This is a genomic window from Neoroseomonas alkaliterrae (genome assembly GCF_014199195.1).
Lineage (GTDB): Bacteria > Pseudomonadota > Alphaproteobacteria > Acetobacterales > Acetobacteraceae > Neoroseomonas > Neoroseomonas alkaliterrae.
Window position 1 is genome coordinate 112,976 of sequence record NZ_JACIJE010000008.1, and the last position, 16,265, is coordinate 129,240.

The 16,265-nt window shown below is 73.4% G+C and carries 14 protein-coding genes; 7 read left to right on the forward strand and 7 right to left on the reverse strand.

What is annotated here, in order from left to right; translation table 11 throughout:
- Nucleotides 1-17: 17 nt before the first annotated feature.
- Together FHS88_RS14480 and FHS88_RS14485 are read right to left on the reverse strand one after the other, a co-directional pair.
- Nucleotides 18-1,100: a Bug family tripartite tricarboxylate transporter substrate binding protein gene (locus FHS88_RS14480; RefSeq protein ID WP_184486004.1), complete on the reverse strand. Its 1,083-nt coding sequence runs from the start codon at nucleotides 1,098-1,100 to the stop codon at nucleotides 18-20.
- 34 nt (nucleotides 1,101-1,134) lie between these two features.
- Complete coding sequence (locus tag FHS88_RS14485; protein ID WP_184486007.1) at nucleotides 1,135-2,217, reverse strand: Bug family tripartite tricarboxylate transporter substrate binding protein; 1,083 nt, start codon at nucleotides 2,215-2,217, stop codon at nucleotides 1,135-1,137.
- Nucleotides 2,218-2,323: 106 nt separating this feature from the next.
- Here FHS88_RS14485 and FHS88_RS14490 point away from each other — a divergent pair, with 106 nt between their 5' ends.
- The 4 genes from FHS88_RS14490 to FHS88_RS14505 are packed head-to-tail and all read left to right on the forward strand — an operon-like array spanning nucleotide 2,324 to nucleotide 6,752.
- Nucleotides 2,324-3,298 carry an RluA family pseudouridine synthase gene (locus FHS88_RS14490; protein ID WP_184486010.1) on the forward strand — a complete coding sequence of 325 codons (975 nt, stop codon included), beginning with the start codon at nucleotides 2,324-2,326 and terminating at the stop codon, nucleotides 3,296-3,298.
- 1 nt (nucleotide 3,299) lies between these two features.
- Entirely contained in the window at nucleotides 3,300-5,756 is a 2,457-nt protein-coding gene (locus tag FHS88_RS14495; protein WP_184486013.1) for an AsmA family protein, read from the forward strand.
- A gap of 16 nt (nucleotides 5,757-5,772) precedes the next feature.
- Nucleotides 5,773-6,480, forward strand: coding sequence for an ATP12 family protein (locus tag FHS88_RS14500; protein ID WP_184486016.1), 708 nt, complete (start codon nucleotides 5,773-5,775; stop codon nucleotides 6,478-6,480).
- A complete protein-coding gene (locus FHS88_RS14505) occupies nucleotides 6,477-6,752 on the forward strand; it encodes an acylphosphatase (RefSeq protein WP_184486019.1) in 276 nt (91 codons plus the stop codon). The genes FHS88_RS14500 and FHS88_RS14505 overlap by 4 nt, the downstream gene beginning before the upstream one ends.
- Before the next feature lie 53 nt (nucleotides 6,753-6,805).
- Here the strand turns inward: FHS88_RS14505 and FHS88_RS14510 are convergent, their stop codons facing one another.
- Nucleotides 6,806-7,882, reverse strand: a complete 1,077-nt coding sequence (locus FHS88_RS14510) for a branched-chain amino acid aminotransferase (protein ID WP_184486022.1) — start codon at nucleotides 7,880-7,882, stop codon at nucleotides 6,806-6,808.
- 138 nt (nucleotides 7,883-8,020) lie between these two features.
- On the opposite strand from FHS88_RS14510, the gene FHS88_RS14515 reads away from it, so the two are divergent.
- The 3 genes from FHS88_RS14515 to FHS88_RS14525 all read left to right on the forward strand — a co-directional run bounded on the left by FHS88_RS14515 (nucleotide 8,021) and on the right by FHS88_RS14525 (nucleotide 10,696).
- Nucleotides 8,021-8,566, forward strand: a complete 546-nt coding sequence (locus FHS88_RS14515) for a MarR family winged helix-turn-helix transcriptional regulator (RefSeq protein ID WP_184486025.1) — start codon at nucleotides 8,021-8,023, stop codon at nucleotides 8,564-8,566.
- Nucleotides 8,563-9,273 (forward strand): response regulator, encoded by a 711-nt coding sequence (locus FHS88_RS14520; RefSeq protein WP_184486028.1) that lies wholly within the window; start codon nucleotides 8,563-8,565, stop codon nucleotides 9,271-9,273. The genes FHS88_RS14515 and FHS88_RS14520 overlap by 4 nt, the downstream gene beginning before the upstream one ends.
- Before the next feature lie 91 nt (nucleotides 9,274-9,364).
- Nucleotides 9,365-10,696, forward strand: coding sequence for an ATP-binding protein (locus FHS88_RS14525; RefSeq protein WP_184486031.1), 1,332 nt, complete (start codon nucleotides 9,365-9,367; stop codon nucleotides 10,694-10,696).
- 91 nt (nucleotides 10,697-10,787) lie between these two features.
- Here FHS88_RS14525 and FHS88_RS14530 read toward each other — a convergent pair whose 3' ends face one another.
- From FHS88_RS14530 to sucD, 4 genes are all read right to left on the reverse strand, one after another.
- Nucleotides 10,788-10,979 (reverse strand): hypothetical protein, encoded by a 192-nt coding sequence (locus FHS88_RS14530; RefSeq protein WP_184486034.1) that lies wholly within the window; start codon nucleotides 10,977-10,979, stop codon nucleotides 10,788-10,790.
- 102 nt (nucleotides 10,980-11,081) lie between these two features.
- Nucleotides 11,082-12,302: a 2-oxoglutarate dehydrogenase complex dihydrolipoyllysine-residue succinyltransferase gene (odhB, locus tag FHS88_RS14535; RefSeq protein ID WP_184486038.1), complete on the reverse strand. Its 1,221-nt coding sequence runs from the start codon at nucleotides 12,300-12,302 to the stop codon at nucleotides 11,082-11,084.
- Between the two features lie 28 nt (nucleotides 12,303-12,330).
- Nucleotides 12,331-15,210, reverse strand: a complete 2,880-nt coding sequence (locus tag FHS88_RS14540) for a 2-oxoglutarate dehydrogenase E1 component (protein ID WP_184486041.1) — start codon at nucleotides 15,208-15,210, stop codon at nucleotides 12,331-12,333.
- A 155-nt stretch (nucleotides 15,211-15,365) separates the two neighbouring features.
- Nucleotides 15,366-16,262 carry a succinate--CoA ligase subunit alpha gene (sucD, locus tag FHS88_RS14545; RefSeq protein WP_184486044.1) on the reverse strand — a complete coding sequence of 299 codons (897 nt, stop codon included), beginning with the start codon at nucleotides 16,260-16,262 and terminating at the stop codon, nucleotides 15,366-15,368.
- Between the last annotated feature and the right edge of the window lie 3 nt (nucleotides 16,263-16,265).

Consider the following 16,265-nt stretch of genomic DNA (forward strand, 5'->3'; position numbering starts at 1 on the left):
GCGTGCGGAGAACGGCTTCAGAAGCGGACGTTGTGGTTCTGCGTGAGGAAGTTGCGCACCCACTCCCGCGCCTCGGGCGAGATGGTGGTGGCGGTGCGGTAGAGCGCATCCGCCTCCGCACCGACCGCCTGCGGGTAGTCGCCGAGGATGTCGCCGCGCCGGGCGATCAGCTCGGGGTCCTTCACCGCATCCTCGAAGGCCTTGCGGAAGGCGGCGATGATGGGCGCGGGCGTGTCGGAAGGGATCACCGCCGGCTTCTGCCCCGCGAAGGCCGCGACCGAACAGGCGCGATAGGCCTGGTAGGGCAGGCCATCCGGCGCGCGGCCGTGCAGGGTGCGGTAGACCTCCTCGAAGGTCGGGATCTCGGGGAAGGAAGGGTCGCGCTGCACATTGCCCTGCGCGTCCGGCACCCCGTACGAGAACAGCGGCACGGCCGCGCCCGCGCGCACCATCGGCATCACCTGCGTGTTCCAGGCCGGCGTCGTCTGGTGGTCGGCATTGGCGTCGCCGCGCTCGACCGCAAGGCGCGCATCGCCGCGCCCGCGCATCCCGAACACGTAGCGCGCATTCAGCCCGAGCAGGTGCAGCGCCAGGATCGCCACGATGTCGAGGCCGGTCGCGCCCTGGCTCGGGAAGACCAGCTCCTTGCCGCGCAGTTCCGCCACCTGGTCGGTGCGGCTGATCCCGAGGCGCGAGGAGACGTAGAGCACGCCCCCGGTGGGCGAGACGATCAGCGGCGTCCACTTCGCGTAGTCGTAGCGCACGCGCCTGTCGCCGAGCAGGAAGGGCAGGTGCGTGGAGGCCGAGGGGCCGAAGATCGCCGAGCCGTCCGGGCGCGCGCGCTGGGCGAAGTCGTTCGCGCCGATGATCGAGCCGCCGCCCGGGACGTTGCGGACGATGACGGTGGGCTGGCCCGGCAGGTGGCGGGCGAGGAAGGGCGAGAGGAAGCGCGCCCAGACATCGCTGCCGCCGGCCTCGGCGAAGGGGATGACGAATTCGATGGTGCGGCCGGCGAAGTTCGCCTGGGCCTGCGCCGTCAGCGGTGCGGTGGCGCCGATGGCGGCGGCGCCCAGAAGGGCGCGCCGGGACAGGATGGGCATGGTTGTTCCTCCCTCTTCGGCTCGGCCGGCCGGTTCAGAACCGCACGTTGTGGTTGTTCGCGAGGAAGTTGCGCGCCCATTCGCGCGCCTCGGGCGTGATGGTGGTCGCGACCTCGTAGACGCGCTGCACGTTGTCGCCCACCGCCTGCTCGTAGTCGCCGAGCACCTCGCCCTTGCGCGCCTGCAGTTCGGGATCGGCGACCGCCTGCTCGAAGGCGCGGCGGTAGGCGGCGACGATCTCGGGCGGCGTGCGCGGCGGCAGCATCGCCGGCTTCTGCGCCGCGAAGCCCGAGCCGAAGAAGGCGAAATAGGCATCGTATTCGACGCCCGAGGGCTTGCGGCCGTGCATCATCTCGTAGGCTTCGACGAAATGCGGCAGGTCGGGGAAGGTCGGGTCGCGCGCCACATTGCCCTGGGCATCGAGCACGCCCCAGGAGAACAGCGGCACCACGTTGCCCGCCTGGATCATCGGCCGCACCTGCGTGAGGAAGGCCGAGGAGGTCTGGTAGTCGATCGTCGCCTCGCCGCGTTCGAGCGCGAGCCGTCCCTCGCCGCGGCCGCGCATGCCGAAGACGTGGCGCACCTTGAGACCGAGCAGGTTGAAGGCGAGCATCGGCACGAGGTCGAGCGAGGTCGCGCCCTGGCTGCCATAGACCAGCTCGGTCTCCCGCACCTTGCCCAGTTCGCCGGCATTGGCGACGTTGAAGCGGGCGGGGATGTAGACGACGCCGCCGGTCGGCGAGACGAGCACCGGCGGCATGGTGCGGAAATCGTAGCGCACGCGCCGGTCGCCGAGCAGGAAGGGGAACTGCGTCGAGCCCGAGGTGCCGATGAAGGTGGAACCGTCGGGCCGCGCGCGCTGGTAGAAGTCGTTGGTGCCGGTGATCGAGCCGCCGCCGGGGACGTTGCGGATGATCACCGTCGGCCGCCCGGGCAGGTACTTGGCGAGATAGGGCGCCATGAACCGCGCCCAGACGTCGCTGCCGCCGCCTTCGGCGAAGGGGATCACCCATTCGATGGTGCGGCCCGCGAAATCCGTCGCGCGCTGCGCGACCGCGGGGGCGGCGAGCAGGGCGGCGGAACCGGCGAACAGGCTGCGGCGGCTGACGAGCGACATTCTTGCGACCTCCCAGGACGAGCGAGCCTGTTACGCGACAAGCGGGGCCTCGCGCAACGCCCGCCGCGCATGGCGCGCCGGTGCGGCGGCGCGGTAGGATGCGCCCATGCCCGTCACCACCCGCACCGTCCGCCCCCAGGACGGCGATACCCGGCTCGACCGCTGGTTCCATCGCCACTACCCGATGCTCACGCAGGGTGCGCTGCAGAAGATGCTGCGCACCGGCCAGATCCGCGTGGACGGCAAGCGCGCCGAGGCGAGCACGCGCCTGCTCGCCGGCCAGCAGGTGCGCGTGCCGCCCATGCCGGCCGCGCCCGCGCCCAGGGCCGAGCCGAAGCCGGTGGATGCGCGCGAGGCGGCGGCGCTCGAACGGCTGGTGCTCTATCGCGACGATTCCGTCATCGCGCTCGACAAGCCGCAGGGCATGCCGGTGCAGGGCGGGCCGGGCATCGCGAAGCATCTCGACGGGATGCTCGATGCGCTGCGATTCGGGGCGGAGGACCGCCCGCGCCTGGTGCACCGGCTCGACCGCGACACGACCGGGGTGCTGCTGCTGGCGCGCACCCCGGCCGCCGCGTCGCGCCTCGCCGCCGCCTTCCGCGGGCGCGATGCCGAGAAGACCTACTGGGCCGTGGTGGTCGGCCGGCCGCACCCGCTGGAAGGGCGGATCGACATGGCGCTGGGCCGGCAGCGCGGGGCGGGCGGCGAGCGCACGGTGCCCTCCGATGCGAAGGACGCGGCGCGCGCGGTCACGCTCTATCGCGTCCTCGATTCGGCGCAGAAGCGCGCCGCCCTGCTCGAACTCACGCCGCTGACCGGGCGGACGCACCAGTTGCGCGTGCATTGCGCCGCCGCGCTGGGCTGCCCGATCCTCGGCGACGGCAAGTATGGCGGCGCGGCGGCGCATCCCGAGGGTTTCGGCGACCGCACCCTGCACCTGCACGCCCGCGCGCTGCGCATCCCGCACCCCGAGGGCGGGGTGCTGGAACTCGCCGCGCCGCTGCCGCCCCACATGAAGGAGACCTTCGCCTTCCTCGGCTTCGACCGGCCGCGCACGCCGCCCTGCCGGCGGGTGCGCTGAGATGGCGATGCCGCGCGCGGTGAAATGGGGCCTCGCGGGCCTGGGCGGCGTCCTGCTGCTGGCCATCCTCGCCCTCGCCGGGCTGACGCTGGCGCTGAACGCGGGCGCGCTGACGCCGCGGCTGCTCGCGGCCATCGAGCAGGCGACGGGGCGCGCGGCGGGCCTCGGCGCCGTGTCGCTGCGCCCCGGCCTGACGCCGCGCCTCGCGGTGGATGGCGCGACGCTCGCCAACCTGCCGGGCGGCTCGCAGCCCGAGATGGCGCGCATCCGCCGCATGGAGGCGAGCCTCGCGCTGCTGCCCCTGCTGCGCGGGGAGGTCGCCTTCCGCCGCATCGTGATCGAGGGCGCGGAGATCCTGCTCGAACGCACGGCGCAGGGCGTGCCGAACTGGGTGCTGCGGCCCGCCGCCACCGATCCCGCCCCCGGGGGCGTCGCGGGTGCGCCGCCGCCGCCGCGCCCGGCAAGGCGCGTGGCGATCGGGGAGGTGGTGCTGGCGGACAGCCGCCTGATGCTGCCCGATCCGCGTCTCGGCGCCGTGGCGGTGGAGCGGATGCGCGTGACCGGCCTCGGTTCGGCGGGACCGCTCGCCTTCGCCGGCAGCCTTGCGCTGCATGGCGTGAGCCTCGCGGTGGAGGGCGAGGCGTCGCAGACCGAACCGCGCGCGCGCGGCACGCTGACGGCCGGGCGCAACCGCATCGGCTTCGAGGGCGGGATCGGCGCGGCGACGCGCATCGAGGCGGCGATCCCTGAGCCCGAGACGCTGCGCCCGCTGCTCGCCGGCCTCGCGCCCGGCATGGGCTGGCCGGCGGCGCTGCCGCCCCTCGAGGGCCGGCTCGATCTCGCGGCAGACATGGCGCCGCAGGCGGCGGCGCTGCGCATCGGCGCGATGGATCTCGGCGCGGTCGCGCCCGGCCTCGCGCTGAGCGCGCTCAGCGTGGCGATGCCCGCGCCGGACCGGGAGGCGGAGATCGCGCTGGAAGGCGCGCGCGGCGGCGTCGGGTTCCGCGCGGTGCTCGGCCTCGATCCGCCGGCCGCACTGCTGGCGCCCGAGGGGGGCGCGCCGCTCGCCCTGGCGTTGCGGGCGGAGGCGGGCGCGGCGCGGCTCGAGGCGACGGGGCGCCTCGCGCGGCCGCGCGCGGGCGAGGGTCTGGCGCTCGACATCCGCGCCAGCCTGCCGGATGCGGCGGTGCTCGCGCCGCTGCTGCCCGGCCTGCCCGCCCTGCGCGAGGCGAGCCTGAGCGCGCGGGTGGCGATGGAGGGCGGCCCGGCGCGCGGCATCGCGGTGTCGCCCTTCGCCATCGCCTCGCCCATGCTGGCCGCCGAGGGCGCGCTGACGCTGACGCCCGGCACGCCCTTCGGCGTGACGGGGCGCCTCGCGGTGGCGCGGGCGGATCTCGATGCGCTGCGGCCGCAGGCCGCGCCGGCGGCCGCGCCGCCCGCTCCGCCGCCGGCCGGCCCGGCGCCGCCTGCCGCCGAGCGCCGCCTGATCCCGGACATGCCCTTGCCGCTCGCCGCCGCGCGCGCCTGGCGGGGGCGCGTCGAGGTGAGCGCCGGCGAGATCGTCTCGGGCGGCGCCGCCTGGCGCGACCTCGCCGCCGTGATCGCGGCCCGGGACGGCGTGCTGGAGGTGCAGCCCTTCGCGCTCGCCACCCCGGGCGGCGTGCTGCGCGGGCAGGCTCGGCTCGATGCGCGGGCCGAGCCGCCGGCGGTCGCACTGGCGCTGCGCAGCGAGGGGCGCGGGCTCGACCTCGGCGCGCTGCGGCGCGCGATGGGGGAGGCGCCGAGCCTCGAAGGCCGCGCCGAGATCCGCCTCGACCTCTCAGGCCATGGGGCGGGCACGCGCGCGGTGGCGGCGACGCTGGCGGGGGAGGCCGGGCTGGCGATGGTGGAGGGGCGGCTCGCCCCGGCAGGCCTCGCGCGGCTCGGGCCGGAGCTGGTGGCGCTGCTGCTGCCCGGCGCGCCGCGGGAGGGGCTGGCGCTGCGCTGCCTCGCCCTGCGCCTCGACGCCGCGGACGGCGTGGCGCGGAGCCGTGCGCTGCTGCTCGAGACCTCGGCCGGGCGCATCGAGGGGACGGCCGCGCTCGACCTGCGCGACGAGGGCCTCGCGGCGCGGCTGGTGCCCGATGTGACGCTGTTCGGCGTGACCGTGCGCGCGCCGGTCGGGGTGGGCGGCACGCTCGCCGCGCCGCGGGTCGGCGTGGATGCCGGGCGGGCGCTCGGCCAGGCGGCGCGGGATGCGGCGGCGAACCGCCTCGGCCTCGACCGCGGCGGGCCGGCGGGCGGGGATTGCGCGGCGCAGCTCCGGCTCGCGCGCTTCGGCGCGGAGGGGCCGCTGCCCGCAGCACCCGCACCGGCGGCCGCCCCGGCCCCCGTGCCCGGCGTGCCGCGCGAGTTGCAGGGGCCGGCCCAGGATGTGCTGCGCGGCCTGGGCGGCATCCTGGGCGGCGGGCGCCGTTAGCGGTATCGGGGCGCGCATGAAGCGTTTCTGGGACCATGCCGTGGCCGTCACCCGCCCCGAGGGCGGCCATGCCGTGCTGCTCGACGGCAGGCCGCTGCGCCTGCCCGGCGGCGCGCGGCTCGCCACGCGCTCGGCGCCGCTGGCCGAGGCGATCGCCGCCGAGTGGCAGGCGGCGGGCGAACGCAAGGGCGGCGAGATGACGATGGAGCAGGTGCCGCTGACACGCCTGCTCGGCACCGCGCAGGAGCGCGTCGCGGCGGACCCCGCGCCGGTGATCGAGGGGCTGGCGCGATACGCGGAGACCGACCTGCTCTGCTACCGCGGCGACGACCCGCGCCTTGCCGCGCTGCAGGCGCGCGAGTGGCAGCCGCTGCTCGACTGGGCGGCGGCGGCCCATGGCGCGCCGCTGACGGTCACGGCGGGGCTGATGCCGGTCGCGCAGCCGCCGGCGAGCCTCGCGGCGCTGCGCGCGGCGGTGGCGGCCCATGCGGCGGAGGAACTCGCCGCGCTCGGCCTCGCCGTGCCGGCGCTGGGCAGCCTCGTTCTCGGCCTCGCGCTGTCGGCCGGGCGGCTCGAGGCGGCCGAGGCGCATCGCCTCGCCGTGCTGGACGAGACCTTCCAGGAGGAACGCTGGGGCGCGGACGAGCAGGCGCTGGCCCGCCGCGCGCGGATGGCGGCCGATGTCGCGCTCGCCGAACGCTTCCTCGCGCTGCTGCGCGCATGACGGCGCGGCGGGTGCTCATCGAGGGCCGCGTGCAGGGCGTGGGCTATCGCGACTGGATGGTGCGCGAGGCGCGGCGGCTCGGCGTCTCGGGCTGGGTGCGGAACCGCGCCGATGGGCGGGTCGAGGCGCTGGTGGCGGGCGATGCGGCGGCGGTGGCGGCGCTGCTGGCCGCCTGCCGGCGCGGGCCGCCGCTCGCGCGCGTGGAGGCGCTGCGCGAGGAGGCGGCGGATCCCCCGGCGGAGGAGGGCTTCCGGCGCCTGCCGGGCGGCTGATGCCCGGCGGGCGAAAGGCCAACCCCTTCGCCTGCCGGCATGCGCCGTGCCGCTCAGGCCGCGACCGGCACCACGCTGGTCCAGCCATGCGGGTCGTTGGTGCGCCCGTACTGGATGCCGGTGATGGCGTCGTAGAGGCGCTGCGTGATCTCGCCCGTCTCGCCGTTGTTGATCAGGATGTCCTCGCCCTTGTAGCCGAGCGTGCCGACGGGCGAGACGACGGCGGCGGTGCCGGTGCCCCACATCTCGCGCAGCGTGCCGCGGCGGCCGGCCTCCATCACCTCGTCGATGGTGATGGGGCGCTCGCTGACGGCGAGGCCCCAGTCGCGCATGAGCTGCAGCGCGGAGGCGCGCGTCACGCCGTCGAGGATGGTGCCGGCGAGCGGCGGCGTGATCACCTCGTCGCCGATGCGGACCATGATGTTCATGGTGCCCACCTCGTCGAGATACTTGCGGTGCACGCCGTCGAGATACAGCACCTGGGTGTAGCCGGCCCTGGCGGCATCCTGCTGGCCGGCGAGGGACTGGGCGTAGTTGGCGGCGGTCTTGGCCTCCCCCGTGCCGCCGCGCACGGCGCGCACATGCGTGTCGGAGGCGAGGATGCGGACCGGCTTCACCCCTTCCTTGTAGTAGGAGCCCACCGGCGAGAGGATGAGGAAGTAGAGCAGGCTGTGCGCCGGATGCACGCCGAGCATGACGTCGGTCGCGATGATCGTCGGCCGCAGGTAGAGCGAGGTGCCCGGCTTGCGCGGCACCCAGTCCGCATCGAGCCCGACCAGCGCGTCGAAGGAGGCGCGGATGATGTCCACCGGCAGTTCCGGCATGCACATGATCCGCGCCGAGCGGTTGAACCTCTCGGCATGCCGGTCCGCGCGGAAGAGGCGGATCTGCCCGTCATCGCCGCGGAATGCCTTGAGGCCGTCGAAGATGGCCTGGCCGTAGTGCAGCACCGAGGTGGCCGGGTCGAGGCTCAGCGGCCCGTAGGGCTCGATGCGCGGGTTGTGCCAGCCCTTCCCCTCCTCGTAGTTCATCAGGAACATGTGGTCGGTCATGACCTTGCCGAAGGCGAGCGCGTCGTCCGCCGGCTTCTGCTTCGGCGCGCTGGTGCGCGTGGTGGGGAAAGGGCCCATGTTGCGTGTCCTTCCGGGTTGTCCTGCGCCGCATCCGAGGCGGCCGAACGAAACATTCTTGCTTTGACCGGCTGCAGTTTGGAATGACACGACGGATCGGTCAATGATACTGACCCAAGAGCAATGCGAGGGCTGAACATGGCAGCCAAGACCGCCGCGCAGATCGCCGAGACGCCCGAGCGCAGCCCGCTGCCCGCCGGGCGCAACCTCCTGTTCCTGCGCGAGGAGGAACTGCGCCTCGCGCAGGACCTGCTGTTCTTCGGCTACCGCGACTTCACCGCGGGCGCGGACGAGATCCTCGCCGAGCTCGGCATGGGGCGCGCGCATCACCGGGTGCTGCACTTCGTCGGGCGCCGGCCGGGCATCACGGTGGGCGAGCTGCTCGGCATCCTCGGCATCACCAAGCAGAGCCTCGGCCGCGTGCTGCAGCCGCTCGTCGAGGAAGGCTACGTGACCCAGACGCCGGGCCGGGCCGATCGCCGCCAGCGCCTGCTGACGCTCACGCCCAAGGGTGCTGCGCTGGAGCGGCGGCTGTTCGAGCGGCAGCGCGAGACGGTGATGCGCGCCTATCGCGAGGCGGGGCCCGTCGCCGTCGAGGGCTTCCGCCGCGTCATGCGCGGGCTGATGGGCGAGGAGGCCCGCGCCGCCTGCGACCGTCTGGGCGAGCGGGACCCCGGGCGATGAACGGCGGCGCGGAGACCGCCCATCTGCTGGTCGTGGACGACGACGCGCGCCTGCGCGACCTGCTGCAGCGCTTCCTGACCAAGCAGGGCTTCCGCGTGACCGCCGTGGCCGACGCCGCAGCGGCCCGCCGCGCCATCGCGGCGATGATGTTCGACCTGATGGTGCTCGACGTGATGATGCCGGGGGAATCGGGGCTTTCGCTGGCGGAGTCGCTGCGGCGGGACGGCAACGAGGTGCCCATCCTGATGCTGACCGCGCGCGGCGCGCCCGAGGACCGCATCGCCGGCTTCGAGCACGGGGTGGACGACTACCTGGCGAAACCCTTCGACCCGCGCGAGCTTGCGCTGCGCATCCGCACCATCCTGCGGCGCGCCGCACCCGCGCCCTCGGCCCAGGCGCTGCCGGCCGCGCCGGTGCAGCTCGGCACGCGCTGGTTCGACGTGGAGCGCGCCGAGCTGCGCGGCCCCGAGGGCATCGTGCGGCTCACGGGCGGCGAAGCGGCGCTGCTCCAGGCGCTCGCGCGCCACCCGGGCGAGGTGCTGAGCCGCGAGGAGATCGCCGCCGCGCTCGGCACGCCGGAGGCCGGCGAACGCGCGATCGACGTGCAGGTCACCCGGCTGCGCCGGAAGGTCGAGGCGGACCCGCGCGAGCCGCGCTTCATCCAGACGGTGCGGCACCGGGGCTATGTGCTGAGGCCGGGGCCGTGAGGCGGGAGAAGGGAACGCGTCCGCCCGCGCGCGCCTCGGCCTTCCGCGGTCGCCCGGGCGCGGCGCATGCCGCTGCGTCGGCGTGCCGCAGATGAACCCGCTGCGCCGCATCGTGCCGCGCGGCCTGCTCGGGCGGGCGCTGCTCATCATCCTGGTGCCGCTCGTGCTGTTGCAGGTGGTGGCGCTCTACATCTTCTACGGCAGCCATCTCGACGTCATCTCGCGCCGGCTGGCCGGCGCGGTGGCGGGCGATGTCGCGATGGTGGTCGAGCTGCTCGGGCGCAACCCGCGCCAGGAGGACCGCGGCTGGATCTTCCGCGAGGCGGCATGGCGGCTCGACCTCTCGCTCGCCTTCGAGCAGGGCGCGGTGCTGGGCCCGGCGGCAAACCGCCGCGCCTCCCTGCCGCTGCTGCCGCTGGAGGAGGACCTCGATGCGGCGATGCGCGAGCGCGTGCGCCTGCCCTTCGACACCGACTGGCAGTCCGACCCGCGCAGCGTGATCATCCGCGTCCAGCTCCCCGACGGCGTGCTGCACGTGGAGGCGGCGCGCAAGCGGCTGTTCACCGGCACGCTCTATCTCTTCGTGATCTGGGTGGTGGGTTCCTCCGCGCTGCTCTTCGGCGTCGCGGCGCTGTTCATGAAGAACCAGGTGCGCGCCGTCCGTCGCCTTGCCGAGGCGGCGGAAGCCTTCGGCCGCGGGCGCGACCTCGGCCCCATGAAGCCCGAAGGCGCTGCGGAGGCGCGGCAGGCCGCGCTCGCCTTCAACTCCATGCAGAGCCGCATCCGCCGCTTCGTGGAGAGCCGGACGGAGATGCTCGCCGGCATCAGCCACGACCTGCGCACGCCGCTGACCCGGCTGCGCCTCGGTCTCGCCATGCTGCCCGCGGCCGCGCAGGCCGAGGCGCAGGCGATGACGCAGGACGTCGAGGAGATGGACCGGCTGATCAGCGCCTACCTCGCCTTCGCGCGCGGGGAGGGGACGGAACAGGCCGCGCCGGCCGATCTCGCCGAGCTCGTGGAGGAAGTGGCCGCCAAGGCGCGGCGCGACGGGGCGCAGGTCGATCTCGCCGTGCCGGAGGAGCCGGTGATCGCGCCGGTGCGCGCCGATGCGCTTCGCCGCTGCCTCGGCAACCTGCTCGACAATGCCCGCAAGCACGCGCGGCGCATCGCCGTGGCGCTGACGCGCGTGCCGCGCCCGGATGCCGCCGGCGCCTGGGCGATGGTCACGGTGGACGACGACGGCCCCGGCATCCCCGAGGAAAGCCGCGAGGAGGCGTTCCGGCCCTTCGCCACCTTCTCCGCCGGCGGCACGGGGCTTGGCCTTGCCATCGCGCGCGACATCGCGCGCGCGCATGGGGGCGACATCGTGCTGGAGGACAGCCCTCTCGGCGGGTTGCGGGCGCGGGTGCGGCTGCCTGTCTGACATCCGGCGGCCTTTGGCCCCGGGCACCGGCCCTTGGCTTCCCGCGCGGGCCCCGCCAGCCCGCGCGCCGGCATGGCGCGGCGGCGCGCGCTCAGCGCTTCGCGGGGGCGAGTTCGGCCTCGAGTTCGCGGATGCGGGCCTGCAGCGTCGTGCGCATCGAGCGCGAGGCGTGCGGCTTGAGACCGGCGAGCGTGTCCTTCAGTTCGCGCAGCAGGCGCTCCTTCTCGGCGCGGCTGCGCTGGATGGGGCGCGCGTCGGAGAACTGGCCTTCACGGCTTCGCATGATGGAACCTCGATGTCGTGTGGTCGCGGCCCGTCGCCGTGCAACGGCGCGGGCCCGGCGGGGCTTTTCCCGCCGGGCCCGCCTAGAGTGGTGATGCGCGGCTCAGATGTCGAGCATCAGCCGGCGCGGATCCTCGATGCTCTCCTTCACGCGCACGAGGAAGGAGACGGCTTCCTTCCCGTCCACGATGCGGTGGTCGTAGGAGAGCGCGATGTACATCATCGGCCGGATCTCGACCTTGCCGCCGATCGCCATCGGGCGGTCCTGGATCTTGTGCATGCCGAGGATGCCGGACTGCGGCGGGTTGAGGATCGGCGTGGACATCAGCGAGCCGTAGATGCCGCCATTGGTGATGGTGAAGGAGCCGCCGGCGAGCTCCTCGAGCTTCAGCGCACCGTCGCGGGCCTTCCTGCCGAAGGCGCCGATCGCCTTCTCGATCTCGGCGAAGGAAAGGGTGTCGGCGTTGCGCAGCACGGGCACCACGAGGCCGGAGGGGCCGCCCACCGCGATGCCCATGTGCACGAAGTTCTTGTAGACGATCTCGTCGCCGTCGATCTCGGCGTTGACCGCGGGGAACTCCTTCAGCGCGGCGACGCAGGCCTTCACGAAGAAGGACATGAAGCCGAGGCGGACGCCGTGCTTCTTCTCGAACACGTCCTTGTACTCGGCGCGCAGCGCCATCGCGGCACCCATGTCCACCTCGTTGAAGGTGGTGAGCATGGCCGCCGTGTTCTGCGCTTCCTTGAGGCGGCGGGCGATGGTCGCGCGCAGGCGCGTCATCTTCACCCGCTCCTCCCCGGCCTCGAGCGCGCGCGGCGCCCTGGGCGCGGCCGGCGTGGCGGCGGCGGGGGCCGGACGGGCGAGGAAGTCGAGCACGTCGCCCTTGGTGATGCGGCCGTCCTTGCCGGTGCCGGCGCCGATCGCGGCGGCGGTCGCGCCGGTCTCGGCCATCAGCTTGGCGGCGGCGGGCAGCGGGGCATGGGCGCCGGGCACGGCCACCGGGCCATGGACGGCGCGCGGCGTCTCGACATGCGGGATGGCGGGCGCGGCGGCGGCGGGCTGCGGCGCGGGCTTGGCGGCGGCCGCGGAGCCGGCGGCGATGGAGCCGAGCACGGCGCCCGGCGCGACCTCCGTGCCCTCGGCCGCGGCGATCGCCTCCAGCACGCCGGCGGCGGGGGCGTTCACCTCCACCGTCACCTTGTCGGTCTCGAGTTCCACGAGCGGCTCGTCCGCCGCCACCGCCTCCCCGACCTTCTTGAGCCAGCGCGCGACGGTCGCGGAGGAGACGCTCTCGCCGAGCGTGGGAACGAGGATGTCGGTCATGTCTGCCGTCCGTTGGTGCCGCCCCGCGTCACAGCCCGAGGGCCGCGCGCACCAGGGCTTCCTGCTGCTGCTGATGGATGCGGGCGAGGCCCGTGGCGGGGCTCGCCGCCTCTTCGCGGCCCACGAATTCGGGCCGCTTCGCCTTGATGTCGAGGGTGGCGAGCACCTTCTCGATGCGCCGGTCCATGAAGGTCCAGGCGCCCATGTTCTCGGGCTCCTCCTGGCACCAGACGACCTCGGCGTTGCGGTAGGGCGCGAGCGCCTTGGCGAGGCTGTTGCGCGGGAAGGGATACATCTGCTCGACGCGCACGATGGCGATGTCGGTGATGCCCTTCTCCCGCCGCTCGGCCAGCAGGTCGTAATAGACCTTGCCGGTGCAGAGCACGACGCGCTTCACCTGCTCCTCCGGCGCGATCGCGTCCGTCTCGGGGATGACGTAGCGGAAGGCGCTGCCGGGGCCGAACTCGGACAGGCTGCTGACCGCGAGCTTGTGGCGCAGCAGCGACTTCGGCGTCATCAGCACCAGCGGCTTGCGGTAGTTCGCCTTGAGCTGGCGGCGCAGCGCGTGGAAGTAGTTGGCCGGCGTCGTGAAGTTGCACACCCGCATGTTGCGCTCGGCGCAGAGCTGCAGGTAGCGCTCGAGCCGGGCGGAGGAATGCTCCGGCCCCTGGCCCTCGTAGCCGTGCGGCAGCAGCATCACGAGGCCCGACATGCGCAGCCACTTGGTCTCGCCGCTGCTGATGAACTGGTCGATGATGACCTGCGCGCCATTGGCGAAGTCGCCGAACTGGCCTTCCCACAGCACCAGCGTGTGCGGGTCCGCGAGCGAGTAGCCGTAATCGTAGCCGAGCACGCCGAACTCGGCGAGCAGCGAGTTGAACGCCTCGAACTTCGGCTGCCCCTCGCGGATGTTGTTGAGCGGGACGTATTCGGCCTGCGTCACCTGGTCGATCAGGTAGGCATGGCGGTGGGAGAAGGTGCCGCGCTGCACGTCCTCGCCCGAGAGGCGCACGCGGTGGCCTTCGAGCAGCAGCGTGCCGAAGGCGAGCGCCTCGCCGGTCGCCCAGTCGATGCCCTCGCCGCTCTCGATGGCCTGTTTCTTGGCCTCGAGCTGGCGGGCGATCTTGGGATTGATGTTGAAGCCCTCGGGAATGCGGCACAGCGCCGCGCCCACCTCGCGCAGCGTGTCGAGCGGCACGGCGGTGTCGTGCAGCTTCTCGACCTCCTCGCCGGCGGTGGCCGACTTCAGGCCGCTCCAGTGGCCTTCCAGCCAGTCGGCCTTGTTGGGCTTGAAGGACTGCGCGGCCTCGTAGGCCTCCTCGAGCTGGGCGTTGAAGGCGTCGTACATCGCCTTCGATTCCTCGGCCGGGACGCTGCCCTCGCGCGCGAGGCGCTCGGCATAGAGGGTGCGCGTGGTCCGCATCTCGCGGATGCGGTTGTACATGATGGGCTGGGTGAAGGCCGGCTCGTCGCTCTCGTTGTGGCCGTGGCGGCGGTAGCAGACGATGTCGAGCACCACGTCGGCGCCGAACTGCATGCGGAACTCGGCGGCCATGCGGGCGCAGAACACCACAGCCTCGGGGTCGTCGCCGTTCACGTGCAGGATCGGCGCCTGGATCGCCTTCGCGACATCGGTGCAGTAGAGGCCCGAATAGGCATGCGCCGCGACGGTGGTGAAGCCGATCTGGTTGTTGGTGACGATGTGGACCGTGCCGCCGGTGCGGTAGCCGATGAGCTGGCTCATCGCGAGCGTCTCATAGACCACGCCCTGCCCGGCGAAGGCGGCATCGCCATGCAGCAGGATGCCCATGACCGAGCGGCGCGCCTTGGTGTCGCCCGCCATGTCCTGGCGCGCGCGCACCTTGCCGACCACCACCGGGTCCACCGCCTCGAGGTGCGAGGGGTTCGGCTGCAGGGAGAGATGGACCATCTTCCCGCCGATCTCGACATCCACCGAGGTGCCGAGGTGGTACTTCACGTCCCCCGAGCCCTGCACGTCGTCCGGGTTCGCGCCCACGCCCTTGAACTCGGAGAAGACCTGCACGAAGGGCTTCTTCACGACGTTGACGAGCACATTGAGCCGCCCGCGATGGGCCATGCCGATCGCGATCTCGTTCACGCCGAGCGGGGCCGCCGTCTCGATCACCGCCTCGAGCGCGGGGATGGTGGATTCGCCGCCCTCGAGGCCGAAGCGCTTCGTGCCGACGAATTTGCGCGCGCAGAAGGCCTCGAACCCCTCCGCCTTCGTCAGGTCCGCAAGCAGCTCGCGCTTCGCCGCGGCGTCGAAGGCGGTGAGCCAGGGCGCGCCCTCGATGCGGCGCTGGATCCAGGATTTCTGCTCGGGATCCTGGATGTGCATGAACTCGACGCCGATCGAGCCGCAATAGGAGGCGCGGCAGATCGCGATGATCTCGCGCAGCGTCGCCGTCTCCTTCCCCAGCACCATGTCGAGGAAGATCGGCCGGTCCATGTCGGCCTCGGTGAAGCCGTAGGTCGCGGGGTCGAGCTCGGGGTGCGGCTTGGGCTTGGACAGGCCGAGCGGGTCGAGCTGCGCCTCGAGATGCCCGCGCACGCGGTAGGAGCGGATCAGCATCAGCGCGCGCAGGCTGTCGAGCACGGCGCGGCGCGTGGCCTCGGCGTCGCCCGCGGCGGCTGCGGCCTTGGCACCCTTGGCCGGGGCGGCGGGCTTCTCGGGCTCGGGGCCGAAGGCGCCGCGGATGCGCGGGGCCCAGGAGGCGCCAGTCGCGTCGGTCAGCACCGCCCGCGCCTCGTCGTTCAGCGCGGCGAAGAGCTCGGCCATGGAGGGGTCCACGCTGTCCGGCTTCTCGGCCCAGCGGGCGTAGAGATCCGCGAGGTAGGCGGCATTCGCGCCGGTCATCGCGGTGGCGAGGACGTCAACTCCAGCCATTGCTTCTCTCCGTGCCGGCGGGCGGCGCCGCCGGGGGTCGCGTTCGTGTCGTCTCGGATGCGGGTCGCCGCCGACCCTCGTCCCAGGATGCGGCGGCGGCGCTTAACATAGGGCGGATGGCATCGGTATGGCAGGGCCTTCGCCCCGCCGCGGCATCACCCCTTCAGGGCCCGCACCATGGTCGAGCCGAGCGCCGAGGGGCTGTCCGCGACATGGATGCCGGCCGACTTCATGGCCTCCATCTTGGCCGCAGCGGTGTCCCTGCCGCCCGAGATCACCGCCCCCGCATGGCCCATGCGCCGGCCCGGCGGCGCGGTGGCGCCGGCGATGAAGCCCACCACCGGCTTGTTCGGCTTGCCGGGGGCGAAGTTCTCCTTGCGGAGATACTCGGCCGCGAGGATCTCGGACTGGCCGCCGATCTCGCCGATCATGACGATGGACTTGGTTTCCTCGTCCTTCAGGAACAGCTCCAGCACGTCGATGAAGTCCATCCCCTTCACCGGGTCGCCGCCGATGCCGACGCAGGTGGACTGGCCGAGCCCCGCGGCCGAGGTCTGGGCCACCGCCTCGTAGGTCAGCGTGCCGGAGCGCGAGACCACGCCGACCGAGCCGCGCTTGTGGATGTGGCCCGGCATGATGCCGATCTTGCATTCGTCGGGCGTGATCACCCCCGGGCAGTTCGGCCCGACCAGGATGGACTTCGACCCGCTGAGCGCACGCTTGACCTTCACCATGTCGAGCACCGGGATGCCCTCCGTGATGCAGATGATCAGCGGCACCTCGGCGTCGATCGCTTCCAGGATCGCATCCGCCGCGAAGGGAGCGGGGACATAGATGACGGAAGCGTTCGCCTGGGTCTTGGCCACGCACTCGGCCACCGTGTCGAAGACCGGCAGGTTGAGCTCCGGATGCATCGTGCCGCCCTTGCCGGGCGTGGTGCCGCCGACATAGGTCGAGCCGTAGGCGATGCCCTGGCTGGCATGGAAGGTGCCCTGGGCGCCGGTGAAGCCCTGGGTCATGACGCGGGTGTTGCGGTTGACCAGAACGGCCATGGC